Source organism: Antrihabitans auranticaus, from assembly GCF_016481275.1.
In the GTDB taxonomy this organism is placed as follows: domain Bacteria; phylum Actinomycetota; class Actinomycetes; order Mycobacteriales; family Mycobacteriaceae; genus Antrihabitans.
This window is the reverse complement of the sequence record NZ_JAEMNW010000002.1, coordinates 317,983-341,138: the sequence shown is the minus strand read 5'-3', so window position 1 is coordinate 341,138 and position 23,156 is coordinate 317,983. Positions and strand designations below refer to the sequence as shown.

At 65.3% G+C, this 23,156-nt stretch carries 20 protein-coding genes; 13 read left to right on the top strand and 7 right to left on the bottom strand.

Translation table 11 applies throughout. The features are described 5' to 3' along the window. Positions 1 to 1,104, bottom strand: a complete 1,104-nt coding sequence (locus JGU72_RS09550; RefSeq protein WP_199683577.1) for a branched-chain amino acid aminotransferase — start codon at positions 1,102 to 1,104, stop codon at positions 1 to 3. Between the two features lie 43 nt (positions 1,105 to 1,147). Beyond that, positions 1,148 to 2,248, bottom strand: a complete 1,101-nt coding sequence (gene gcvT, locus JGU72_RS09545) for a glycine cleavage system aminomethyltransferase GcvT (RefSeq protein WP_199683576.1) — start codon at positions 2,246 to 2,248, stop codon at positions 1,148 to 1,150. A gap of 113 nt (positions 2,249 to 2,361) precedes the next feature. On the opposite strand from gcvT, the gene JGU72_RS09540 reads away from it, so the two are divergent. Next, positions 2,362 to 3,876 carry a leucyl aminopeptidase gene (locus JGU72_RS09540; protein WP_199683575.1) on the top strand — a complete coding sequence of 505 codons (1,515 nt, stop codon included), beginning with the start codon at positions 2,362 to 2,364 and terminating at the stop codon, positions 3,874 to 3,876. Here the strand turns inward: JGU72_RS09540 and JGU72_RS09535 are convergent. Next, on the bottom strand, positions 3,873 to 4,508 hold the full coding sequence (locus JGU72_RS09535; RefSeq protein WP_199683574.1) for a TetR/AcrR family transcriptional regulator: 636 nt from the start codon (positions 4,506 to 4,508) through the stop codon (positions 3,873 to 3,875). The two genes, JGU72_RS09540 and JGU72_RS09535, sit on opposite strands and share 4 nt — an antisense overlap. Before the next feature lie 77 nt (positions 4,509 to 4,585). On the opposite strand from JGU72_RS09535, the gene JGU72_RS09530 reads away from it, so the two are divergent. Then, entirely contained in the window at positions 4,586 to 5,368 is a 783-nt protein-coding gene (locus JGU72_RS09530; RefSeq protein ID WP_199683573.1) for an alpha/beta fold hydrolase, read from the top strand. Here the strand turns inward: JGU72_RS09530 and JGU72_RS09525 are convergent. Beyond that, positions 5,365 to 5,694 (bottom strand): oxidoreductase, encoded by a 330-nt coding sequence (locus JGU72_RS09525; protein ID WP_199683572.1) that lies wholly within the window; start codon positions 5,692 to 5,694, stop codon positions 5,365 to 5,367. The two genes, JGU72_RS09530 and JGU72_RS09525, sit on opposite strands and share 4 nt — an antisense overlap. A 278-nt stretch (positions 5,695 to 5,972) precedes the next feature. Here JGU72_RS09525 and sucB point away from each other — a divergent pair, with 278 nt between their 5' ends. Genes sucB through JGU72_RS09495 form a run of 6 tightly spaced genes read left to right on the top strand, consistent with a single transcriptional unit; the run spans position 5,973 to position 11,739 of the window. Continuing rightward, entirely contained in the window at positions 5,973 to 7,745 is a 1,773-nt protein-coding gene (sucB, locus tag JGU72_RS09520) for a 2-oxoglutarate dehydrogenase, E2 component, dihydrolipoamide succinyltransferase (RefSeq protein ID WP_199683571.1), read from the top strand. A 7-nt stretch (positions 7,746 to 7,752) separates the two neighbouring features. Next, positions 7,753 to 8,637, top strand: a complete 885-nt coding sequence (locus JGU72_RS09515; protein ID WP_199683570.1) for a TIGR01777 family oxidoreductase — start codon at positions 7,753 to 7,755, stop codon at positions 8,635 to 8,637. Next, positions 8,637 to 9,158 carry a GNAT family N-acetyltransferase gene (locus tag JGU72_RS09510; RefSeq protein WP_199683569.1) on the top strand — a complete coding sequence of 174 codons (522 nt, stop codon included), beginning with the start codon at positions 8,637 to 8,639 and terminating at the stop codon, positions 9,156 to 9,158. The genes JGU72_RS09515 and JGU72_RS09510 overlap by 1 nt, the downstream gene beginning before the upstream one ends. 1 nt (position 9,159) lies before the next feature. Further along, positions 9,160 to 9,873 carry a lipoyl(octanoyl) transferase LipB gene (lipB, locus tag JGU72_RS09505; RefSeq protein WP_199683568.1) on the top strand — a complete coding sequence of 238 codons (714 nt, stop codon included), beginning with the start codon at positions 9,160 to 9,162 and terminating at the stop codon, positions 9,871 to 9,873. A gap of 31 nt (positions 9,874 to 9,904) precedes the next feature. Continuing rightward, positions 9,905 to 10,951, top strand: coding sequence for a lipoyl synthase (lipA, locus tag JGU72_RS09500; protein WP_199683567.1), 1,047 nt, complete (start codon positions 9,905 to 9,907; stop codon positions 10,949 to 10,951). Positions 10,952 to 10,995: 44 nt separating this feature from the next. Continuing rightward, positions 10,996 to 11,739, top strand: coding sequence for a DUF4191 domain-containing protein (locus tag JGU72_RS09495; RefSeq protein ID WP_199683566.1), 744 nt, complete (start codon positions 10,996 to 10,998; stop codon positions 11,737 to 11,739). Between the two features lie 43 nt (positions 11,740 to 11,782). Here JGU72_RS09495 and JGU72_RS09490 read toward each other — a convergent pair whose 3' ends face one another. Beyond that, positions 11,783 to 12,259 (bottom strand): RDD family protein, encoded by a 477-nt coding sequence (locus JGU72_RS09490; RefSeq protein WP_199683565.1) that lies wholly within the window; start codon positions 12,257 to 12,259, stop codon positions 11,783 to 11,785. 271 nt (positions 12,260 to 12,530) lie between these two features. On the opposite strand from JGU72_RS09490, the gene glnA reads away from it, so the two are divergent. The 5 genes from glnA (at position 12,531) to JGU72_RS09465 (ending at position 19,175) form a co-directional block, all read left to right on the top strand. After that, positions 12,531 to 13,967 carry a type I glutamate--ammonia ligase gene (gene glnA, locus JGU72_RS09485; RefSeq protein WP_199683564.1) on the top strand — a complete coding sequence of 479 codons (1,437 nt, stop codon included), beginning with the start codon at positions 12,531 to 12,533 and terminating at the stop codon, positions 13,965 to 13,967. Positions 13,968 to 14,058: 91 nt separating this feature from the next. Then, positions 14,059 to 14,766, top strand: a complete 708-nt coding sequence (locus JGU72_RS09480) for an EthD domain-containing protein (protein WP_233531830.1) — start codon at positions 14,059 to 14,061, stop codon at positions 14,764 to 14,766. A 20-nt stretch (positions 14,767 to 14,786) separates the two neighbouring features. Further along, positions 14,787 to 16,820, top strand: a complete 2,034-nt coding sequence (locus JGU72_RS09475; RefSeq protein WP_199683563.1) for a M20/M25/M40 family metallo-hydrolase — start codon at positions 14,787 to 14,789, stop codon at positions 16,818 to 16,820. 49 nt (positions 16,821 to 16,869) lie between these two features. Next, positions 16,870 to 18,411: a CYTH and CHAD domain-containing protein gene (locus JGU72_RS31245; RefSeq protein WP_199683562.1), complete on the top strand. Its 1,542-nt coding sequence runs from the start codon at positions 16,870 to 16,872 to the stop codon at positions 18,409 to 18,411. After that, positions 18,408 to 19,175: a ParA family protein gene (locus JGU72_RS09465; RefSeq protein ID WP_199683561.1), complete on the top strand. Its 768-nt coding sequence runs from the start codon at positions 18,408 to 18,410 to the stop codon at positions 19,173 to 19,175. Before JGU72_RS31245 ends, JGU72_RS09465 begins: the two co-directional genes overlap by 4 nt. Here JGU72_RS09465 and JGU72_RS09460 read toward each other — a convergent pair. Both JGU72_RS09460 and JGU72_RS09455 read right to left on the bottom strand, forming a co-directional pair. Then, positions 19,159 to 20,115: an endonuclease/exonuclease/phosphatase family protein gene (locus JGU72_RS09460; protein ID WP_199683560.1), complete on the bottom strand. Its 957-nt coding sequence runs from the start codon at positions 20,113 to 20,115 to the stop codon at positions 19,159 to 19,161. The two genes, JGU72_RS09465 and JGU72_RS09460, sit on opposite strands and share 17 nt — an antisense overlap. 29 nt (positions 20,116 to 20,144) lie before the next feature. Then, a complete protein-coding gene (locus tag JGU72_RS09455) occupies positions 20,145 to 23,156 on the bottom strand; it encodes a bifunctional [glutamine synthetase] adenylyltransferase/[glutamine synthetase]-adenylyl-L-tyrosine phosphorylase (RefSeq protein ID WP_199683559.1) in 3,012 nt (1,003 codons plus the stop codon).

Here is a 23,156-nt window from a genome sequence, read left to right as displayed (position 1 = left end):
CTAGCGCAGCTTTGTCATCCACCCGTGGATGTCGGCGAAAGTTCCGCGCTGGATTCCGGTGAGGGTGTCGCGCAGGGCCATGGTCACGTCGCCGGGTTCGCCGTCCGCGATGGTGAATTCACCGTCCGCGTACTTGACCGAACCGACCGGTGTGATGACGGCGGCGGTGCCGCACGCGAACACCTCGGTGATCTCCCCCGACTTCGCCTTCTTCTGCCACTCTTCGGTCGCGATCTTGCGCTCTTCGACGGCGAAACCGGCATCGGTCGCCAACGTCAGCAACGAATCGCGGGTGATGCCCGGCAGTAGCGAGCCAGAGAGTTCGGGTGTGACGAGTCGCGCGTCCGGACCTGACCCGAAGACGAAGAACAGGTTCATTCCACCCATCTCTTCGACGTACCGGCGCTCGATCGCGTCGAGCCAGACGACCTGGTCACAGCCCTGCTCGGCTGCCTGCGCCTGGGCAACGAGTGATGCGGCATAGTTGCCCGCGAACTTGGCCGCGCCAGTGCCGCCGGGCGCCGCGCGAACGTACTCGGTCGAGAGCCAGACGCTGACCGGCTTCACGCCGCGCGGGAAGTACGCACCGGCGGGCGAAGCCAGCAACAGGTACCGGTAGTGGGTCGACGGCCGAACGCCGAGCCCGACCTCCGTCGCAAACATGAAGGGACGCAGGTAGAGCGCGTCCTCGCCACCGGCCGCGGGCACCCAGTCGTGATCGACGTCGACGAGTTCCCGGATCGACTCTATGAACAGCTCGGAAGGCATCTCCGGCATCGCAATCCGGCGCGCAGACGTCTGGAAGCGTCGAGCGTTCGCATCGATCCGGAACGACGCGATGCCACCATCGGGCTGGCGGTACGCCTTCAAGCCCTCGAAGATCGCTTGTCCGTAATGCAGCACCATCGCCGACGGGTCGAGCTGGATAGGGCTGTAAGGCAAGGTCTGGCCCGCGGACCAGCCACTGGTTGCCGAGTAGTCGATCTCGACCATATGGTCGGTGAAGTGCTTGCCGAATCCTGGCGCCGCGAGGATTTCGGCACGCTGCTCCGCCGTGGACGGAGACGGGTGCGGGGCGCGCGTGAATTCGACAGCAACGGTCATGACCCAATCGTATCCAACGTGTTGGTCAACTCTCGCGCCGAAGTCACTTGGTCTTGACCTCCACGAACGGCGGGTTGATCACCGCACAGCGCAGACGGCGGCCGCGCACGTCCACCTCGACCTCGTCTCCCGGCCCGACACCAGGATCGGAATCGATCAACGCGAGCGCGATTCCGACCTTCAGCGTCGGTGAAAAAGTCCCCGATGTGGTCTCCCCGACCGGTGCTCCGTCACGCAGGACGGACTGCCCCTGACGGAGCACGCCACGGTCCAGCGCGCGCAGCCCCCACAACTTGCGCCGCGGACCATCTGCCTTCTCTTGCGCGAGCGCGGCGCTGCCCCAGAATTCGGGTTTCTTCCACCCGATCGCCCAGCCGCAGCGCGCTTGCAACGGCGAGATTTCGAGGGACAGTTCGTGCCCGTGCAGGGGGTAGCCCATCTCAGTCCGCAGGGTGTCGCGCGCGCCGAGACCTGCAGGTTCCCCACCCGCCGCACCGACAGCCGTCAGCAAGGCGCGGAACAGACGCTCGCTGTCGGCCCACGCGGGCAACAGCTCGTACCCGTGCTCGCCGGTGTACCCGGTCCGACAGACTCGCACGGGCACACCGTCCCAGGTCGCATCGTCGTAGGCCATGTACGCCATGTCGGTCGGCAGCCCGAGGGCTTTCAGCACATCGGTCGACTTCGGTCCCTGGACAGCGAACACCGCGTAGTCACGATGCTGATCCACTACCGAAATCCCCTCGGGGGCAGCTGCTTTCAACTCAGCAACAACAGCAGCAGTGTTGGCGGCGTTGGGCACGAGAAAGATCTCGTCGGCAGCCACGTAATACGCGATGAGATCATCGATCACGCCGCCGTCCGGTGCACAGCACAGGGTGTATTGCGCCTTGCCCGGACCGATTCGGCCGAGATCGTTGGTCAGCGCCGAGTTGACGAATTCGGCTGCGCCGGGACCGGATACGGTCGCCTTTCCGAGATGGCTGACGTCGAACAGACCGACCGTCGTCCGTACCGCGGTGTGCTCGGCGACAGTTCCGGAGTAGGAGACGGGCATCGCCCAGCCACCGAAGGGGGCGAAGGTCGCGCCCAGTTCTGCATGGACAGCGTGGATAGGACCTTGGAGCAGGTCGGCGTCGGTCATAGTGCAGCACGCTAGTCGACGGGGCAGACACAAACAGTGCGCTGACCAAATGGCCTGTCGTGCACCCTCGCTAGCATTGGTCGTTGCACCTGCCGCCAACGCAAGGAGTCGCCGTGAGTTCCGAAAACGTCACCGAATCGTCGCCCCTCGGGCCCGAGCTCGCGATCGCCGGTTCGCTCTCGGACGGTGCCGATGTTCTCGTGATCGGTCTGTATTCCGGCGAAGACGGCCCGACCGCTGTGGTCGGCGATGGCTTCGTTGCGGACGATGTCGTCGCAGATCTCGTCGCAGCGCTGACAGCCGTCGGTGCGAAGGGCAAGGCCGACGAACTCACACGGATCCCCGCACCCACGGCGCTTTCGGCTGGAAGTGTCGTCGCGGTCGGCCTGGGCAAGGCCGACGGCGTGACCGCTGAAAAGGTCCGCAAAGCGGCAGGCATTGCCGCACGTTCGTTGACCGGGGTCGGCACCGCCGCGACCACGCTGTCGGCAGTGGATCTGGGCGCCGCCGCGGAAGGCTTCTATCTGGGTGCGTACACCTTCTCGGAATTCAAGGCGAAATCTGCGCCCGACGACGACGCGAAGCCGGTCGGCCGCGTCGAACTATTGAGCACGGCCAAAAAAGCTGACGCCACGCTCGCCCGGTCGGTCGCGATCGCCGAGGCAGTCGCGACTGCCCGCAATTTCGTGAACACACCGCCGAGTCATCTCTATCCCGCGGAATTCGCGAGCCGTGCGCAGGCGATCGGCAAGGCCGCTGGCCTCGAGGTCGAGATACTGGACGACAAGGCACTCGAGCAGGGCGGCTACGGCGGCATCTTCGGCGTCGGCAAGGGCTCGTCGCGGCTCCCCCGTCTGGTCCGTCTGAAGTACGCGAGCGCCAAGTCCGACGCGCCGCTGGTAGCCCTCGTCGGCAAGGGCATCACATTCGATACAGGCGGCATCTCGATCAAGCCGGCGGCGAGCATGGAAAACATGACCTCCGACATGGCGGGCGCCGCCGCTGTCATCGCGACCGTCGCATTGGCAGCAAAGCTCGGCCTGGACGTAAACGTCACCGCGACCGTTCCGATGGCGGAGAACATGCCATCCGACACGGCCCAGCGACCGGGCGATGTCCTGACCCAGTACGGCGGCACGACGGTCGAGGTGATCAACACCGACGCCGAGGGCCGGCTGATTCTCGCGGACGCCATAGTGCGTGCGTGCGCCGACGACCCCGCGTACCTCATCGACACAGCAACGCTCACGGGCGCGCAGATGGTCGCGCTGGGGACTCGGACTCCGGGTGTGATGGGTACCGACGAGTTCCGTGACCGCGTCGCCCGAATTTCGCAGGAGGTCGGCGAGAACGGGTGGCCCATGCCGCTTCCCGATGAGCTGCGCGCCGACTTGAATTCCCGCGTAGCCGACCTCGCGAACGTCACGAACCACCGGTGGGGCGGCATGCTCTCGGCGGGCATCTTCCTCAAGGAATTCGTGCCCGAAGGCGTCGCCTGGGCGCACGTCGACATTGCTGGGCCCGCATACAACACCGGTGGCCCGTTCGGCTACATCAGTAAGGGCGGCACCGGAGTCCCCGTGCGCACGCTGATCGCCGTCCTCGAAGACGTCGCGGCGAACGGTTAGGCCGCCTCGTAGGCGGCGAGGAACACGCGCACTCCCTCATCGGCGTAGCGGTGCAGTTCATGCGCAGTGAACTGCACCGTTGCGTCGAACATCGCTTTGTTCAGCGGGGTCGACAGGATCAGCCAGTTGAAGTGCTGGGCTGCAAGGTCGGGATCGTCGACCCTGAGCAAGCCGCGACGGTGAAGACCCTCGAACAATTCTGCAAATGCAGCATGAGCGCGCTCGGGGCCGCTGGCGTACCACGTCTTCGCCAACTCGGGGAACCGCTCCGCCTCCGCAATCATGATCCGCCGCAGCGCGATCAAGTGCGGCCGCGTCACCTCGACGACATGGTGGCGTGCGAACTCCCGAAGGTCCTCGGCGAGGTCCGTGCTGCCGGCGAGCGCGGCGACCATGTCGTGTGTAAGCGCTTCGGTTTCGTTGATGTCGCCGGTCACGACGGCCACGAACAGCGACTTTTTGTCGGAGAACTGCTTGTAGACCGTTTGCTTCGACACCGCGGCAAGCGCCGCGACCTCGTCCATGCTCACGCCGTCGAATCCCTTATGCAGAAAAAGCGTTCGGGCCGTTGTCAGGATCGACCGCCGCTTCGTCGCCGACCGCCCCATCTGCTCTCCGTGTTGCTCAGCCACGAGTTCTCCTCAAGTACTGGACCGTACAGTACTCGGTTGGGTACTGTACGGTCCAGTACTATTTTTCAGGAGACGCCATGGACGAGCAGGTCACGTCGGCGGACGGCACCCGGATCGCTTTCGAACGCCTCGGTGCCGGCAAAACCATCATCGTGGTCGCGGGCGCGCTGCAGGGCGGCGCGACCTACCACCCGACCGCGGTCGCACTCGCACGCAACAGCACCGTGCTCAACTACGACCGGCGCGGACGCGGCGCAAGCGGCGACACCGCGCCCTATGCCATCGAGCGTGAGGTCGAAGACATCGCCGCCCTCATCGAAGCCGCCGGCGGAACGGCAGCGCTCTACGGACACTCCTCGGGTGCCGCACTCGTATTGCATGCCGCAGCGCGTGGCCTCCCCGTCGACAGGATCGTGCTCCACGAGGCGCCGTTCGGATCCGGCTCCGCCGAGGAGCGCCGCGCAGAAATGGACGAGGCCGAACAGATACGCGCACTGCTCGCGCAGGGCCGCCGCCGCGAGGTCGTCGACCTGTTTCTGTCATCGACGGGGATGCCGCCCGAGATCGTCGAGCAGCTGGCACACGATCCCGCGCTGCTCGCGCACGCGCCGACGGTTATCTACGACTACGCGCTGACCGGCGCAGACAGCCGGGACGGTAGAACTCCGGAGCAGCAAGCTGAAGGTGTATCCGTGCCCGCCCTCGTGCTTGCAGGTGGTGCAAGTCCGGCATGGATGATCGACATCAATCGCCGGATCGCCGACGCGCTCCCTGCCGGACGCCTTCTCGTGCTGCCCGGCCACGAACACGTCGTCCCACCAGATGTGCTCGCCGACGCTCTTGTCGAGTTCCTGGCCTAGCCCTCGGCCTGGCGTCGGCGCTCGATCTTCTTGCGCGCGTCGTAGTCGCGCATTCGTTGCGGATAGCCAGTTTTACGAACGTCGTACACCGGGATCCCGAGGTCTTTCGCGAGTCGATGCGCGCCCTTCTCCCCGACGATCCGGCGCGTCCATTCGCCGTCGGTTGCGATCAGTACAGCGGTCACGTCGGTCACCGTCGTCTTGGGTTCGATGTATCCCTCGACACCGATGTGCGTGCGTACCCAGTCGGCCAGGTATGCCGCATCTTTGCCGGCGACTCCGGCCTGCTTGCCTCCGCGCCGCGAGAAGCGATCCAACAACCCCACCCTCGCCTCCCTTCCGTCCGCACGACGAGCGTTCACACCATGGTGCCAGTGGTTCGCTCGGAACGATCTTCGGCGTCGCCCTTCGGTCCGCCTCCCTAATATCACGGCGCAGACCTCCATCGAATTCGACCGGTCCGCGCGCGCTTGCGATTCGGCGGGATGCAAGGATGAAGATCGCAGCAAGTGCCCGCACGAAACACAATCGCAAAGCACAATGGTGGACGACCAGGAGTCGTCCGCCTGGCTACCGAACTCAACCCTTCGAGGAGTCAACTGTCATGGCCTTCTCCGTTGAAATGCCAGCTCTTGGCGAGAGCGTCACTGAGGGGACGGTGACTCGATGGCTGAAGCAAGAAGGCGACACCGTCGAAGTCGACGAACCGTTACTCGAAGTGTCCACGGACAAGGTCGACACTGAAATTCCGTCTCCCGCGGCCGGCGTTCTCACCAAGATCACCGCGCAGGAAGACGACGTCGTCGAGGTCGGCGGCGAACTGGGCGTTATCGGTGACGCGGAAGAGGGCGGCAGCGACTCCGACGATTCCGGCGACTCGGCCGACGAGGCCGCAAGCGAGCCCGAATCCGAGCAGGAATCCGAACCGGAACCCGAGCCCGAGCCGGAGCCGGAGCCGGAAGATGAGCCCAAGCAGGACGAGAAGCCGAAGTCCTCGGGTGGCGGATCGGGTACTCCGATCACCATGCCCGCGCTCGGCGAGTCCGTGACCGAAGGCACCGTCACCCGCTGGTTGAAGGCGGTCGGCGACGAGGTCGCGGTCGACGAACCTCTCCTCGAAGTGTCGACCGACAAGGTCGACACCGAAATCCCATCTCCTGTCGCGGGCACGCTGCTCGAAATCACCGCCGAAGAAGACGACGTCGTCGAGGTCGGTGGCCAACTCGCCGTGGTCGGCTCGGGCTCGCCCGCCGAGTCGAAGAAGGAACCTGAGCCCGAACCGGAACCAGAGCCCGAGCCGGAACCGGAGCCCGAACCCAAACAACCCGAGCCCAAGCAAGAGGCGAAGCCCGAACCCAAGGCTGAGCCCAAAAAGGAAGCCAAGCCCGAGCCCAAGGAAGAATCGGCACCCGCGGCCGAATCCAGCGACGGCTCGCCCTACGTCACGCCGCTCGTGCGCAAGCTCGCCGCGGAGAACGACGTCGACCTGTCGGCAGTGAAGGGCACCGGGGTCGGCGGACGCATCCGCAAGCAGGATGTGCTCGCCGCTGCCGAATCGAAGAAGGCACCCGAACCCGCCGCCGCTCCCCCGGCTGCCGAGTCCAAGCCTGCCGCGAAGCCCGCTGCTGCGCAGGCACGCCCAGAGGTCGCCGCACTGCGCGGAACGACGCAGAAGGCGAACCGCATTCGTCAGATCACCGCGATCAAGACCCGTGAGTCCCTGCAGACGACCGCACAGTTGACGCAGGTTCACGAGGTCGACGTCAGCCGGATCGCCGCGCTTCGCACCAAGGCGAAGAACGCGTTCAAGGAACGCGAGAGTGTCAATCTGACGTTCCTGCCGTTCTTCGCGAAGGCGGTCGTCGAGGCACTCGGCGTGCACCCGAACGTGAACGCCAGCTACGACGAGCCGAACAAGCAGATCACCTACCACGCAGCCGTTCACCTCGGTATCGCGGTCGACACCGAACAGGGTCTGCTCTCCCCCGTGATCCACAACGCGAGCGACCTCTCACTCGCCGGCCTGGCGCGCGCGATTGCAGACGTGGCCGGTCGTGCGCGAACCGGTGGACTCAAGCCCGACGAACTGTCGGGTGGCACGTTCACGATCACCAACATCGGCAGTGCGGGCGCGTTGTTCGACACGCCGATCCTGGTTCCGCCGCAGGCAGCAATGCTCGGCACAGGGGCGATCGTGAAGCGCGCGGTCGTCGTCGCCGACGAGTTCGGCAACGAATCGATCGGCGTGCGCTCGATGTGCTACCTGCCGCTGACCTACGACCACCGACTGGTCGACGGCGCCGATGCCGGCCGCTTCCTCACAACGATCAGGCACCGACTCGAAGAGGCATCGTTCGAGGCAGACCTGGGCCTGTAGCGGCTGTATGAAGATCGCCATAGCCGGCTCGTCCGGCCTGATCGGTACTGCCCTGGTTGCGGCGCTGCGTCATGACCGGCACGACGTTGTCCGTTTGGTTCGCCGACCTCCCGCTGGTGCCGACGAGTACCAGTGGGATCCGGCGCAGGCGATCATCGATCCGATCGCACTGCGCGGTGCCGACGCCGTGGTGAACCTGTGCGGCATGGGCGTCAACGAAAAGCGGTGGACCGGCGCGGTCAAGCAGCAGTTGCGCGACAGCCGCATCACCCCGACCGACGTCCTCGCCAACGAGGTCGCGGCCTTGGGCGTGCCGATTCTGCTGAACGCCAGCGGTGCCGGCTACTACGGCGATACCGGCGACCGGATAGTCGACGAGCGCAGCCCTGCGGGTTCGGGCTTCCTGCCCACCCTCTGCTGCGATTGGGAAGCTGCGACTGCGCCCGCGCAGGCAGCCGGTGCGCGCACCGTGCTGCTGCGCAGCGCATCGGTTCTCACGCGTCGTGGCGGCATGCTCAGCCAACTTCGGCTGCTCTATTCGGTCGGACTCGGTGGCCGCCTCGGAAGTGGCCGCCAGTACGTGCCGTGGATATCGTTCGCCGACGAGATCGACGCGATCAAGTTCGTGCTGGCGAACGACTCGATCTCCGGACCCGTCAATCTCGTGGGACCGGCACCGGTCACCAACGCTCAGTTCAACCGCGCGATGTCGAAGGCCATGCATCGCCCCGCGCCCTTGATCGTGCCGCGATTTCTGCTGTCGGCGGCACTGGGTGAGATCGCCCAGGAGTTGCTGCACGGTCCGCGAGTGATTCCGGCCGCGCTGGAAGCAGCCGGATTCGAGTTCTCGCACAACACGATCGGCGAAGCACTGGAAGCGGCCAACCGCTAGTGCTGATCCGTGACGCCGAGATCGACGACCTGCCGGCAATTCTCGACATCCACAACAACGCGATCGCCGAAAGTACGGCGATCTGGGATGAGCAGCAGGTCGACCTCGCCGACCGGCTCGCGTGGTTCGAGCAGCGCCGGGCGGCAGACTTCCCGGTCCTCGTCTGCATTGTCGACGAGGTCGTCGCGGGTTATGCGACGTACGGTCCATGGCGACCGAAGTCCGGGTACCGGTACACCGTCGAGAACTCGGTCTATGTCGCCGCCGACTTCCACAGGCGCGGTATCGCGTCCCTGTTGTTGACCGAATTGCTCAGGCGTGCAGGAGCGGCCGGAATCCATGCCGTCGTCGCCGGGATCGAAACAGCGAACACGACGTCGATCGCGCTACATGAGAAGTTCGGCTTTCGAATCGTGGGGCAGTTGCCGGAGGTCGGTGTGAAGTTCGGCCGCTGGTTGGATCTGACATTGATGCAGCTGACGCTACCGGCGAGTACTCCTCCGACCCGGTTAGAGTCGTGATATGAGCGGATCAGCCCGATCGTCGAACGAGCCGATAGTTGTCGATCGGCTCGGCATGATCGATTACGTCGAAGCGTGGGAACTGCAACGGCAAATCGCAGCGGACCGTGCCATCGACGTCGGTGCAGATCGTCTGCTGCTGCTCCAGCACCCGTCCGTGTACACGGCGGGCCGACGGACCTCCCTCGAAGATCGTCCGATCGACGGCACTCCGGTGATCGATGTGGACCGCGGCGGCAAGATCACTTGGCATGGCCCCGGGCAGCTCGTCGGCTACCCGATCGTCAAGCTCGCGGAACCGATCGACGTCGTTCGCTATGTCCGCCTTCTCGAGGAGGCACTCATCAGCGTGTGTGCAGATTTCGGCATCGCGGGCGGCCGAGTCGAGGGCCGTTCGGGCGTGTGGCTGACGGCGTCGACCGATGGTCGCTGGAAGCCCGAGCGCAAGATCGCGGCGATCGGCGTGCGAGTGCAACGCGGCGTGACGCTGCACGGCTTCTCGCTGAATTGCAATTCGAAGCTCGACGCTTTCGACACGATCGTGCCGTGCGGAATACGCGACGCAGGCGTGACGTCGTTAACTGATGAACTGGGCCGTGATGTGACGGTCGACGACGTCGTCGACCGAGTTGCCGTTGCGGTGACGGAAGCGCTCGATGGCCTGCTTCCCGTCGCCACACACGATTTGGCAGCACGCTTACCATCGAAGACCTGAACCGAACACCGAATTCTGAAGGTGAGTGCGAGTGAGCATCGAGGCGCGAAACGACCAAGGAGCGGGTTCCGCTCCCCAGGGGCGAAAGCTGCTGCGACTCGAAGTGCGAAATGCCGAGACCCCGATCGAGCGCAAGCCCGGCTGGATCAAGACCAGAGCGAAGATGGGTCCGGAGTACACAGAACTCAAGGGCTTGGTGAAACGTGAGGGCCTGCACACCGTCTGCGAAGAGGCAGGTTGCCCCAACATCTACGAGTGCTGGGAAGACCGCGAGGCCACGTTCCTGATCGGCGGTGAACAGTGCACGCGGCGCTGCGACTTCTGCCAGATCGACACGGGCAAACCGGCCGACCTCGACCGTGACGAACCGCGGAGAGTTGCCGAGAGCGTCCAGCAGATGGGCCTCCGGTATTCGACGATCACGGGCGTCGCGCGCGACGATCTGGAAGACGGCGGTGCGTGGCTCTACGCCGAGACGGTCCGCCGAATTCACGACGCCTGCCAGGGCACGGGCGTCGAGTTGCTGATCCCGGACTTCAACGGGGTCCCCAAGCTGCTGGCCGAAGTCTTCGAGTCCCGTCCAGAGGTATTGGCGCACAACCTGGAAACAGTGCCCCGCATCTTCAAACGGATCCGGCCCGCGTTCCGCTACCAGCGTTCGCTCGACGTCATCACGGCTGCGCGCGAAGACGGCCTCGTCACCAAGTCGAACCTCATCCTCGGTATGGGCGAGACGCCGGACGAGGTCACGGCCGCGCTGCAGGATCTTCACGAGGCAGGCTGCGACATCATCACGATCACCCAGTACCTGCGCCCGTCGCCGCGCCACCATCCGGTCGAGCGGTGGGTGAAGCCGGAGGAGTTCGTCGAGCACTCCGACACTGCACGGGCACTCGGGTTCGCCGGTGTCATGGCCGGTCCGCTGGTCCGGTCGTCCTACCGCGCAGGCCGGCTCTACGCGCAGGCGATGGCCCATCATGGCCGGCAGATCTCCCCCGATCTCGCACATCTGGCGCAGGAAGGCAGCGCGTCCCAAGAGGCCAGTTCGCTGATCTCCCGCCTCGCGAGCGCGCGGTAGTACTCACCGGAATTTCGCTGCCGCCATGGCGTTAGGCTTGTGGCATGGCGAACGGCAAGGGTGCTAAGCCCAGCAAGGAAGCGAAGGCTGCGGCAAAGGCAGCGAAGAAGCAGGCGTCGAAAGAGCGCAGGTCACAGCTCTGGCAGGCCTTCAACCTGCAGCGCAAAGAAGACAAGCTGCTGTTGCCCTGGATGATCGGAGCCTTCGTCGCTTCGGTTGTCGTGTTCGTCCTGATCGGAATTTTCGTCGGCGGGCTGTTCTTCCTGCTGCCGCTCGGCATTCTCATCGGCGTGCTGCTGGCATTCATTATCTTCGGGCGCCGCGTTCAAAAGACCGTTTACAGCAAGGCCGAGGGGCAGGCCGGCGCGGCCGCGTGGGTGCTCGACAACCTGAAGGGCGCATGGCGCGTCAACTCTGCGGTGGTCGGTACTGCGCACATGGACGCGGTGCACCGCGTCATCGGTAAGCCGGGCGTGATCCTCGTTGCCGAAGGTGCACCGCACCGCGTCAAAACCCTGCTCGCGCAGGAGAAGAAGAAGACCGCTCGCTTGGTCGGTGACACGCCGATCTACGACGTGATCATCGGCAACGACGAAGGCCAGGTCGCATTGAAGGACCTGCAGAAGTACCTGATGAAGTTGCCGAACAACATCGACACCAAGCGGATGGACAACATCGAATCCCGCTTGTCGGCCCTCGGCGCCCGTGGCGGACCGGCGCTTCCGAAGGGACCGCTGCCCGGCGGAGCGAAGATGAAGGGCGTACAGCGGACGATCCGCCGCCGCTGACGTGACTGCAGCGAGCTGACCTGACTCAGCGAGCTGACCCGGCTCAGCGAGCGAGGACCACGACCGTCTTCGACAGGCGGTCGTGGAAACCGCGGCCTTCGACGTCGGTGATGACCGCCGGCACGACAAGCGCGAGCAGCAACGTCCGAACGATCGCGCGGACCACGCCGACGCGCGGCACATTGTCGATGCGTCCGACCTGAATACCGACGACGAGCTGTCCCGGTGTGTAGGAGAACAACGTCACGCCGACGACGCCGATCACCGCCCAAACGAGGAGGGTGATCGTCGAAATGCTGGTGCCGAGTCCGCCGCTGCCGACGATGAGCGCCGAAATTCCGAGAGCCATCAGCCAGTCGATCGTCAACGCGGCAACCCTTCGACCGGACAGGGCAAGCGAGCCCGGACCGTTCTCGGGGAGCCCGAGTCGTTCACCGCGATACTTCGGCGTCGCGTTCGGTCCGTCGTGCGGGAGGGCAGCCGACGGCCCGTTGAGCCATTCGCCCGTTATCCGTGCCATGTCCCCAGAATATGCCCCGCTTGGCCGGTTCCGGTCGCGGAAGTCCTCCCCCAAGTCGCGAACCCACCAGCACGGTGGCAGGATGAGTGCGCTCGGTCACACCGGCGCCGCTTCGTCCGGGCAGGGTGATCGCGTCCCTGACTGCACGTGTAACACTGGCGAAACACAAGCTTGACCATTGGGCAACACCTGATCCATAGCGTCTGGTCGACGAGGCACGAAATATCCATGTGCATTCTGGGCTGGGAACCGAACTGAAGGAGCAAACAGAGTGGCGTTCAGCACGGCCGAAGAGGTCATCAAATTCATAGCCGAGGAGAACGTCGAGTACGTCGACGTCCGGTTCAGCGACCTGCCCGGCATTCAGCAGCACTTCTCCATTCCGGCAAAGTCCTTGACGACGGACCTCGCAGAGGAAGGCCTCGCGTTCGACGGCTCGTCCGTCCGCGGCTTCCAGTCGATCCACGAGTCGGACATGCTCCTCCTCCCCGACTTCACCACCACGCAGCTCGACCCGTTCCGTGCGGCGAAGACGCTGAACATCAACTTCTTCGTGCACGACCCGTTCACCCGTGAGTCCTACAGCCGCGACCCCCGCAACATCGCGCGCAAGGCCGAGGAATACTTGCTCAGCACGGGCATCGCCGACACCGCGTACTTCGGTGCCGAAGCGGAGTTCTACATCTTCGACTCGATCCGTTACGAGTCGAGCGTCAACAGCGCGTTCTACGAAATCGACTCGGTCTCCGGCTGGTGGAACACCGGCGCCGACAAGAACCCGGACGGCTCGACGAACCGCGGCTACAAGGTTCGCCCCAAGGGCGGCTACTTTCCGGTGGCCCCGTACGACCACTACGTCGACCTGCGCGACGAGATCGCCACGAACCTGCAGAACGCGGGCTTCGAGCTCGAGCGTGGCCACCACGAAGTCGGCACGGCCGGTCAGGCCGAGATCAACTACAAGTTCAATACCCTGCTTGCCGCTGCAGACGATCTGCAGCTGTTCAAGTACATCGTGAAGAACACCGCGTGGCAGCACGACAAGACCGTCACGTTCATGCCGAAGCCGCTCTTCGGTGACAACGGCTCGGGCATGCACGTCCACCAGTCCCTGTGGAAGGACGGCAAGCCGCTCTTCCACGACGAGGCCGGCTACGCAGGCCTGTCGGATCTGGCTCGCCACTACATCGGCGGCATCCTGCACCACGCGCCGTCGCTGCTCGCCTTCACCAACCCGACGGTGAACTCCTACCACCGCCTGGTCCCGGGCTACGAGGCGCCGATCAACCTGGTGTACTCGCAGCGCAACCGTTCGGCCGCCGTCCGTATCCCGATCACGGGCAACAACCCCAAGGCCAAGCGTCTCGAGTTCCGCGCGCCCGACTCGTCCGGTAACCCGTACCTGTCGTTCGCCGCACAGATGCTCGCCGGCCTCGACGGCATCAAGAAGAAGATCGAGCCCCAGGCACCGGTCGACAAGGACCTCTACGAGCTTCCGCCCGAGGAGGCCAAGAACATCCCGCAGGCTCCCACGAGCCTGGCGTCGGTCATCGACCGCCTCGAGCAGGATCACGAGTACCTCACCGAGGGTGGCGTGTTCACGTCCGACCTGATCGAGACCTGGATCGACATCAAGCGCAAGCAGGAGATCGAGCCGGTCAACCTGCGTCCGCACCCGTACGAATTCGAGCTCTACTTCGACGTGTAAATCGGTCGACAACCTCCCGAACGGGCGGTTATTGCGATTCGCTCCCGGGCGATGCTGCAATAGCCGCCCGTTCGGCGTTTAGTCTGACTCCATGGCCCCCGCGACCGGCAGAGGACTACTGCGCAAGTCCGTCCATCTGCTGTGGCACACAGGCGCTGACGACGCGTGGTTCGCACAGCTACGCGAAGCGCTGCGAGGCCAGACCGTCCACGTCGACGTCAGCGATTCAGCTGTCGCTACCGCGATGTTGCGGCTGACCACTTTCCGCGAGCCGGTCACCGCAGTCGTGCAGGCCTGGTGGCCCGAACATGCGCCCGACCTCAGCGCCCTTGCCCACACAGTGGTGGGCTACGAAGTGGCAGAGACGGTTCGATTGCGCCCTCCCCCAACCGAGTTCGGTGAACGCACGCCCGGCCTCGCCAACATCGCGCTCCTGCGCCGACCGCCGGACCTGACTCCCGGCGAGTGGCTGCGGCGCTGGCACGACGACCACACGTCCGTGGCAATAGACACTCAAGCAACGTTCGGGTACGTACAGAACGTGGTCATCGCGGCTCTCACCGACGCTGCGCCGCAGGTCGACGGCATCGTCGAAGAACTCTTTCCGATCGAGGCGCTGACCGATCCGCATGCCTTCTACGGGTCCGGCGGCAACCACGCCGAACTGCTGCGACGGGTCGGCGTGATGGCCGCTTCGGTGGCGAGGTTCGGCGCGGACCGCAACATCGACGTGATTCCGACGAGCAGGTACGTGCTCGGCGAACCGGAACCGCTATCCGGCCGCAGCGCGATCATGTAGCCCGCACTACCCTGGCCAGCGTGACTATCGCGGTCGATCACCTCGTTGTGGCGGTTCGAGACCTCGATCGGGCGATGCTCGAATTCCGGGCGGCGGGGGTGACCGTCACGCCGGGCCCGAAAACGAATGCGGTCATCCCCTGCAGCGACGGTGCGCACCTCGAGCTGGTGTCGTACGGATCGTCGACGCTCGGCAGCGCCATCCGGTTGCTCGCCAAAGCGCCCGGACTGCAGCCGCTGCTCGGCGGGGGCAAGAGTCCCGCTGACAGACGGATCGCCGACGGACTCGCGAACTCGACCGGACTCATCGCGCTCGTGCTGCGGGTGGACGACCTCGACGAACGCCTCGCGGCCCTGCGCGCCAACGGATTTACCGCCGACGATCCCACCGAGCTGCCGCAGGACGGCACCGATGCGCCGACGCGGATCGCGACACCCGACGATCCCACGCTGCCACTGCTCATCGAAGCCGGTGGCACGCGACGAACCGAGGCTACCGGGCCCGGAATCACCCGCCTCACAATCATTTCCGACGATCGCGGACGGACCGGACGGGGCCTGCAAATCCTGTTGGGCGAGCCGTCCGACGGCGAATGGCGGCTAGGCCAGACGGCGATCACGGTCGACGAGGGACCCGTCGACAGCCGATTGCCACGACTGCGTGCTCGTCTGACGGGTCCGCTGCCGCCGACTGCCTACTCGATGGGACTGTCGAACCTGGCGACCGATCCTGGTGACGCGGTTGTCGAGCGACTCGCCCGCGCGCTGCGGATGGAGACGGTGTCCTACGAAGACCCCGCCGACTGCGTCGACGATCCGTTCGTCGAACTCGGCGAGCATCTCGAGGAGTCGTTCCCACTGGTGCATGCCACGCTGAAACTGCAGAAGTTCGGCCACAGCAGGCTCTACACGTGGCCGGGCGCAGAGTCCAACCGCGCGGCCGGACTGTTCCTCGCGCACATGGACGTGGTCCCCGTGGACGACCGCGCCAGGTGGACGCATCCGCCGTTTGCCGGTGTCGTCGACGACGAATTCATCTGGGGCCGTGGCGCTATCGATGACAAGAGTCGTGTTCTCGCGTGGCTCGAGGCAATCGAACTAGCGCTCGCCGACGGGGTTACGCCGCGTAGCACGGTGTACTTCGCCTTCGGTCACGACGAGGAAATCGGCGGGGAGAACGGCGCCGAGCAGATCGCGGAACACTTCCGGCGCAACGGCATCCGGCCCGACTTCCTCCTCGATGAGGGCGGCGTGGTGACGCGTGGCGTGGTCGACGGCGTCGATCGACCTGTCGCGTCGATCATGTTGGGCGAGAAGGGCTTCGCGACCGTGGCGCTGTCTACCGACGACATCGGCGGGCATTCGTCGATGCCACCGAAACAGACTGCCGTCGGGCGGATCGCGCGCGCGGTCGCGGCGCTGCAGGACACTCCGATGCCCTTGCGCATGACGCCGGTGGTACTCGACATGACAAAACGGCTGGCGCCCTTCATGACCGAACCGCGACGGACGCTGCTTGGCTCCGCCGACCGGCTCGGTGCCGTGATCACGCGCATCCTGACAAGCAGACCGCAAACCGAAGCCCTGGTCCGGACGACGACGGCACCGACCGTCATCCGCGGTGGCGTCAAAGCGAACGTCCTTCCACAACATGCAGAAGCGCTGGTCAACTTCCGCATTCTGCAGGGCGACACCGTCGACGGCGTCCTCGCGCACTGTCGCGACGTCATCGCGGACGACCGCGTGACGGTACAACTAGCACCAGGCATGCGCGCCGAACCATCGCCGCTGACATCGAGTGACGATCCGGCCTTCACGCTCGTCGCCGAGATCGTCCGCGACCTGATTCCGGACGTCGCAATCACGACCGGCCTCGTCCCTGGAGCTACCGACGCCCGCCACTACAACGACGTCGCGAAGGCGCGTATCAACTTTGCTCCGATCATCGTCGACCAGGCCGATCTGGAGCGAATTCATGGTGCGAACGAACGCATTTCGCGCGAGAACTACGGTCGGCTGATCCGGTTCGACCGGCATCTCATCGATCGCATCTGACCAGTAGGCTGGAGCTGTCGGCGACACTACGAGCGAGGATCCTATTTCCGTGGCGAACCCCCCCGATCCGCTGACGCTCCAATGGCACGCAGACCCCGAGACCGATCTCGCGGCCGATTTGGCAACCCTCGGAGACCGGTACGAGGTCGCGTTCGGCCCGGTGCGATCGCACGACAGCAGCTACCTCGACACCGCCGATTGGCGCCTCCGGTCGAAGGGCGCCATCCTCCGGCACGAGCATGACGACACCGCTGGTGCTCTTGTTCTGACGACGGGCAGCGGTGAACTTCGCAGCGAACTCGGTCCGGCGCTGGTGTGGCCCGCATTGGTCGACGCGTTGCCGGAAGGGCCGCTGCGTGACGGTGTCGCGGGTCCGATGTGGATCAGGGCGATTGCGCCCGTCTTCGAATGCCGGACGCAGCAACAAGAGGTCACGGTCCACAATGGCGACGGCAAGATCGTTGTTCGGCTCGACGTGACTCGCGCCGAGGGCGTGGCACCCGCAACGCGCGCGTTCGCTCGTCTAGTGGTGCGTCCTGTGCTCGGCTACGGCACCGACGGCGCCCGGGTCGGCAAAGCACTGTTGAAACTCGACCGGTTCGATCGTGCGAGTGAAAGTCTCTACGACGCTCTCCTCGCCGATGCCGGCCTGCCGATCGTCGCGAGTGCGCCGACCTTCACGGTCGACACTCCTGCTGACATGGCCGTTGCGAACGCCCTCGCAGGCTTTGCCGACGCCATTACTGCCACCGTCGACGGCGTGATCGCGGACCACGATTCGGAGTTCCTGCACGACATGCGTGTCGCGGTTCGGCGCACGCGATCGATGCTGAAGCTGGTCGGGGATGTACTGCCGTTCGATATTTCGCGCTACGAGTCAGACTTTCGACTGCTGGGTGACGTCACCACGCCCACGCGCGATCTCGACGTATACCTACTCGAGCTCCCCGAGCTAGCACAGTGGCTCACGGTCGGCGAGCCGCGCGATCTCGATGCTTTCCGCGACCATCTCACTGCAACCCGGGACGCCGAGCGCCGCAAGCTCGTTCGCGCGCTCGAGTCGAAGAGGTTTGCGCAATTGTTTGCCGACTGGCGGGCTGACCTGACCGCAGTGACAACCGCCGAAGCAAGCCGGGGCGACGCTCGAACGACTGCCGGCGACCTCGTGACACAAAGAATCAAGCGGGTGTACAAGAAGGTCGTCAAGATCGCGCGCGCCATCACACCGGAATCCGAATCCGAAGACGTCCACTCGCTGCGCAAGCGCTGCAAGGAACTTCGATACTTGCTCGAGTTCGGCGCACCCGTGTGCGACACCGAAACGCACAGGGCGGCGATCAAGGACCTGAAGTCGTTGCAGGACATCCTCGGCGACTTCCAGGACGGTGAGATGCAAAGTCACGGCCTCCGCAGGTTCGCCGAGGAAATGCTTGCCGCGCAGGCACCACCGGCCGCGACCCTCCTCGCCATGGGCGAGTTGTCGGCACGATTCGGTCGCCAGCAGCGCGAAGCACGCGGCGCATTGACCGACCAACTCGAGCGCTACCTCGGGACCAAGGCACATCAGCGGATCGAGGCCATGCTCCCGTGAAGGTGATCGCCTCCTACACGATCAAAGGCGGCGTGGGTAAGACCACGACTGCGGTAAACCTCGCATACCTCGCAGCAAAAGACGGCTACCGCACCCTGCTCTGGGACCTCGACCCACAGGGCGCCGCAACCTTTCTGTTCAAGATCAAGCCGTACGTCAAAGGCGGTAGCGAGAAGCTCGTGCGTCGCAAGGGGTCGATCGATGCCGCGCTGAAAGGCACGGATTTCGAAGGTCTCGACCTCCTGCCCGCCGACTTCACCTACCGCAACATGGATCTCGACCTCGCCCGAGCCGACCACAAGCAGAAGCAGACCACGCGCGCGATTGCGAAGTTGCTGAACGATCTCGACGACTACGACGTCGTCTTCCTCGACACCCCACCGAGCCTTTCGCTCGTCTCGGAGAATGTGCTGCACGCGGCAGACGTCGTACTCGTGCCGGTCGTGCCGACTGTGCTCGCGCTCCGCACGTTCGATCAGCTGACGGAATTCATCGACACGTTCGTCGGCAAGAAGCCGAAGGTCAGGGCGTTCGTCTCGATGGCAGACCGGCGCAAGACGCTGCACCGCGAGATCATCGAGTCGTTGCCGGTTGGACGGTCGGGTGTCAGCACGACGGTGATTCCGGCGATTGCCGCGATCGAGCGAATGTCGGTGCGCCGTGAACCGCTCCCCTACTTCGCGCCGAACAGTCCCGCTGCGCACGCATACGGAGAGTTGTGGTCGGAATGCGCGAAGGCAGCGGGCCTCACGCGCCGAGCCTGATCTTCGCGATCACCGCTTTGTGATCGGAGCCCGGAATAGTAACGGCCACAACCTCACTCGCGGTTGCACCGGCGACGAGAACGTGGTCTATGCCGATGACTGCAGGCCACCAGCGGTCTGCCGGGTAGGTAGCGAGCAGGCCCGCTCCGGACTGGTCGGCGGCATCCTCGAAACGGCCGTCGACCAACTCGCGGAAGCGCGAATGATCGCGCGTGGCATTGAAGTCCGCGCCGACGAGCACCGGCCCACTGTCTGCGGGAACGGCGTCGAGGATCTCGCGAATGCGCTCCATCTCGGTTATCCACCGCTGGGGTCCACCGGGATACGGCGGCACAGGGTGAAAGGCGAACACTGTCGCGCGACCGGTCGGCAGGATCAGGCGTGCCGACAGTTGATCGAGAATGAAGCCTTCGTACTTCACCCCCTGCTCGAGTGGGTATCTGCTCCAGATTCCTGTGCCGACAGCACCGGGGCCCGCTTCGACGAAGCGATACGGCAGCAGCCGGTCGATACCCTCGGCTTCGAGTTTCGCTAGACCTTCGTCGGTCAACTCCTCGAGCGTGAGCACGTCGACGTCATGTGCACCGACCGCAGAAACGATGGCCTCGGCGTCACCGCCGCCGAACAGAATGTTGGCCTGCATCAGCGTCAGTTCCGGCCCGGATCCCCCCGCGCCGTTCGCGACGTACGCCGGAACCTGGGTCCAGAGCGCAGCACCTACGACCAGCCCCGCCGCAACCACACCGGGCCAGTGCCGGACCCCGAGCAGAACCAGCAGCCCGAGCACACCGGCCGACATGACGTACGGTGCGAACGACGCAAGGAGTACGAACGGTCGGTACGCGGAGTTCGACCAGTGCAGCGCGGTACCGAACAGCCCGACCGCCACTGCGAGCCAACCGATTACGACGATCGCCGTTCTCCCCCAGTTGCGGTACACCGCATCAGAGTGCCACAGAGTCGTTTTTGTCAGCCGCCGAAGACCCGTTCGACGACGGCCTTCGCACGTCGCGTCACGCGCAGGTAGTGATCGAGGAAGGCGCCGCCGTCAGCGGTCTCCCAACCCGCGACCTTCGCAACGTTCGACAGCAGCCGACCTGGCCCCGGTAGCTGATCGGTGGGTTTGCCGCGCACGAGAACCAGCGCGTTGCGGGCCCGGGTGGCCGTGATCCACGCATCGCGCAGCAGGTCGACGTCGGATTCCGACAGCAACTGTGCCGCGCCGATCGCATCGAGCGTCTCCAGCGTCGAGGTGTTGTGCAGCGACGGATATTCGTGTGCGTGCTTGAGCTGAAGCAGTTGCACCGTCCACTCGATGTCGGCCAGTCCGCCGCGACCCAACTTCGTGTGGGTCGCCGGGTCGGCGCCGCGCGGGAGTCGTTCGGCATCGATGCGGGCCTTGATCCGCCTGATCTCGCGGACGGCGTCCGCCGATATCCCGCCCTCCGGATAGCGGACCTTGTCGATGACGTGCAGGAAGCGAACACCCAGTTCTTCGTCGCCAGCCATCTGATGTGCTCTGAGCAGCGCCTGGACCTCCCACGCCTGCGCCCACTGCGCGTAGTAGGCCTCATAGGCGGCCAGCGTCCGCACGAGTGGGCCGTTGCGCCCCTCCGGGCGCAATCCCGCGTCGACCTGAAGCGGCGGGTCCGTACTCGGGGCGCCGAGAAGCTTCGTCACACGCTCGGCGACGCTGTTGGCCCACTTGACCACGTCGGTTTCGTCTTCCCCGGGCTTCGGGTCGCAGACGAACAGCACGTCGGCATCGGAACCGTAGCCCAACTCGTAGCCGCCGAGCCTGCCCATACCGATGACGCCGAATGTTCCGGGCGCCGGCTTTCCTCGTTCGGCCTCGGTCCCCTTGATTACTGCCTCGAGCGACGCGTTGAGGACCGCAGCCCACACCGAGGACAACGCTCGGCAGACCTGCGGCACATCGAGCATGCCGAGAATGTCTGCCGATGCCACTCGTGCGAGTTCGTGGCGACGCAGCGAGCGCGCTGCGGCGACAGCCCGCTTCGGATCGTCGTAGCGAGCCGACGAGGAGACGATGCCGCGCGAGACGTCGGCAGGGTCGGGTCCGAGCAGGAGCGGTCCGTGCGGTCCGTCGGCGAAGAGCCTGATCACTTCCGGCGCCTTCATCAGCAGGCCGGGCACATACGCCGACGAGCCGAGCACGAGCATCAAGCGCTGCGCGATCGCGCCCTCGTCACGAAGCTCCCGAAGGAACCAGATCTGATCGTTGAGCGCTTCCGACACACGCCGGTAGTTCAGCAGACCAGCATCCGGATCAGGTGTGTCCCCGAGGTATTCGAGCAGGGTCGGTAGCAACAGCGCCTGAATGCGGCCCTTTCGCTCCGGCCCGGCGGCAAGGGCTTTCAGGTGCCCGAGCGCATTCTCCGGCGCGGTGTATCCGAGCGCCGCGAGCTGCCGAACCGCGGCGTCGGGGCTGAGTGCGACGGCTTCCTTGTCCAGCCGCGCAACCGATTCGAGCAGCGGCCGATAGAACAGCTTCGAATGCAACCGGCGAATCCGGTGCGCATTGCGCTTGATCTCGGCATTCAGCACGCCGAGTGCGTCGTTGCGACCGTCCGGCCGGACATGCGCCGCGCGCGCCAGCCACCGCAGCGCCTCTTCGTCCTCGGGTTTGGGCAGCGTGTGCGTTCGCTTGAGTTTCTGCAACTGCAGCCGGTGCTCGAGCAGGCGCAGGAATTCGTAGGACGCAGTCAGATTCGCGGCATCGTCACGGCCGACGTAACCACCCGCCGCCAAAGCCATCAGCGCTTCGACGGTTCCGGTGACGTGCAGTGCCTCATCGGTTCGCCCGTGCACCAGTTGCAAGAGCTGGACCGCGAACTCGACGTCGCGCAAACTGCCGCGACCCAGTTTCAGCTCACGTTCGCGGAGATCCTCGGGAACGTTCTCCTCGACCCGGCGGCGCATTGCCTGTACCTCGGGGACAAAGGCCTCGCGCTCGGATGCCGTCCACACCATCGGCAGCAGCGCGTCCTGGTATTGCTTGCCCAGTTCGAGGTCGCCGGTCATCGGACGCGCCTTCAGCAACGCCTGAAACTCCCAGGTCTTGGCCCACCGCTTGTAGTACGCGACGTGCGACTCGAGTGTGCGGACGAGAGCGCCCTGCTTTCCCTCTGGCCGCAGCGCAGCGTCGACCTCGAAGAACGCAGCGGTGCCGATGCGCATCATCTCCCCCGCCATGCGACTGGCACGGGGGTCGGCGGGTTCGGCAACGAAGACGACGTCGACATCGCTCACGTAGTTCAGTTCCCGCGCACCGCATTTGCCCATCGCGACCACGGCCAGGCGAGCGGGGCACGGTTCGTTCGGGTACACCGTGGCGACGGCGACCGCGAGTGCGGCCGTCAGGGCGGCATCCGCGAGGTCGGCAAGATGGCGGCCGACCACCTGGTACGGCAGCACCTTCTCGTTCTCGACGACGGCAGCGAGGTCGACCGCAGCGAGCACCATCAGGTGGTTGCGGTATCGCTTCCGCAAGATCGGTATGACGGTCGGGCCGGTGATCCCCGCGCGAAACAGCATCGGCGACGCGTTCGGCCCGGTCTCCGGAGTGCCGTCCACGACGCCGACCAGATCGGCGACCAACTGTTCCCGTGTCGGGAGCGTCGTGCCCTGCAGAAGTTTCCACGCGTCAGGGTCGGCGACCACGTGGTCGGCGAACGCACTCGATGCTCCGATGAGTCCGAAGAGCCGGCCGCGCAGCGCCTTGTCCTCGCGAAGCGCCGTTTCGAGCTCGCCCCACCCGCTCTCGAGGGCCGATTGCAGTCTGACGAGCGTGCGGAGCGCCAGGTCCGCGTCCGGTGCCCGCGACAGCGACCAGAGCAGTTCGATGCTGTCTTGATCCACCCAACCCAGGGTGGCCAGATCTGCCGGGGCCGATGGAGCAACGAGTCCGAGTCGGCCTGCGCCAGGAACGGATGAACGAGCAGTCGGCGGTCGAGCCAT

Excerpts from the sequence above, each read along its gene's own strand:
- gcvT (WP_199683576.1), bottom strand. The coding sequence starts at position 2,248 with ATGACCGACGCCGACCTGCTCCAAGGTCCTATCCACGCTGTCCATGCA.
- JGU72_RS09455 (WP_199683559.1), bottom strand. The coding sequence starts at position 23,156 with ATGGCTCGACCGCCGACTGCTCGTTCATCCGTTCCTGGCGCAGGCCGA.
- JGU72_RS09530 (WP_199683573.1), top strand. The coding sequence starts at position 4,586 with ATGGACGAGCAGGTCACGTCGGCGGACGGCACCCGGATCGCTTTCGAA.
- JGU72_RS09490 (WP_199683565.1), bottom strand. The coding sequence starts at position 12,259 with ATGGCACGGATAACGGGCGAATGGCTCAACGGGCCGTCGGCTGCCCTC.
- JGU72_RS09550 (WP_199683577.1), bottom strand. The coding sequence starts at position 1,104 with ATGACCGTTGCTGTCGAATTCACGCGCGCCCCGCACCCGTCTCCGTCC.
- JGU72_RS09480 (WP_233531830.1), top strand. The coding sequence starts at position 14,059 with ATGGCCCCCGCGACCGGCAGAGGACTACTGCGCAAGTCCGTCCATCTG.
- sucB (WP_199683571.1), top strand. The coding sequence starts at position 5,973 with ATGGCCTTCTCCGTTGAAATGCCAGCTCTTGGCGAGAGCGTCACTGAG.
- JGU72_RS09495 (WP_199683566.1), top strand. The coding sequence starts at position 10,996 with ATGGCGAACGGCAAGGGTGCTAAGCCCAGCAAGGAAGCGAAGGCTGCG.
- JGU72_RS09515 (WP_199683570.1), top strand. The coding sequence starts at position 7,753 with ATGAAGATCGCCATAGCCGGCTCGTCCGGCCTGATCGGTACTGCCCTG.
- lipB (WP_199683568.1), top strand. The coding sequence starts at position 9,160 with ATGAGCGGATCAGCCCGATCGTCGAACGAGCCGATAGTTGTCGATCGG.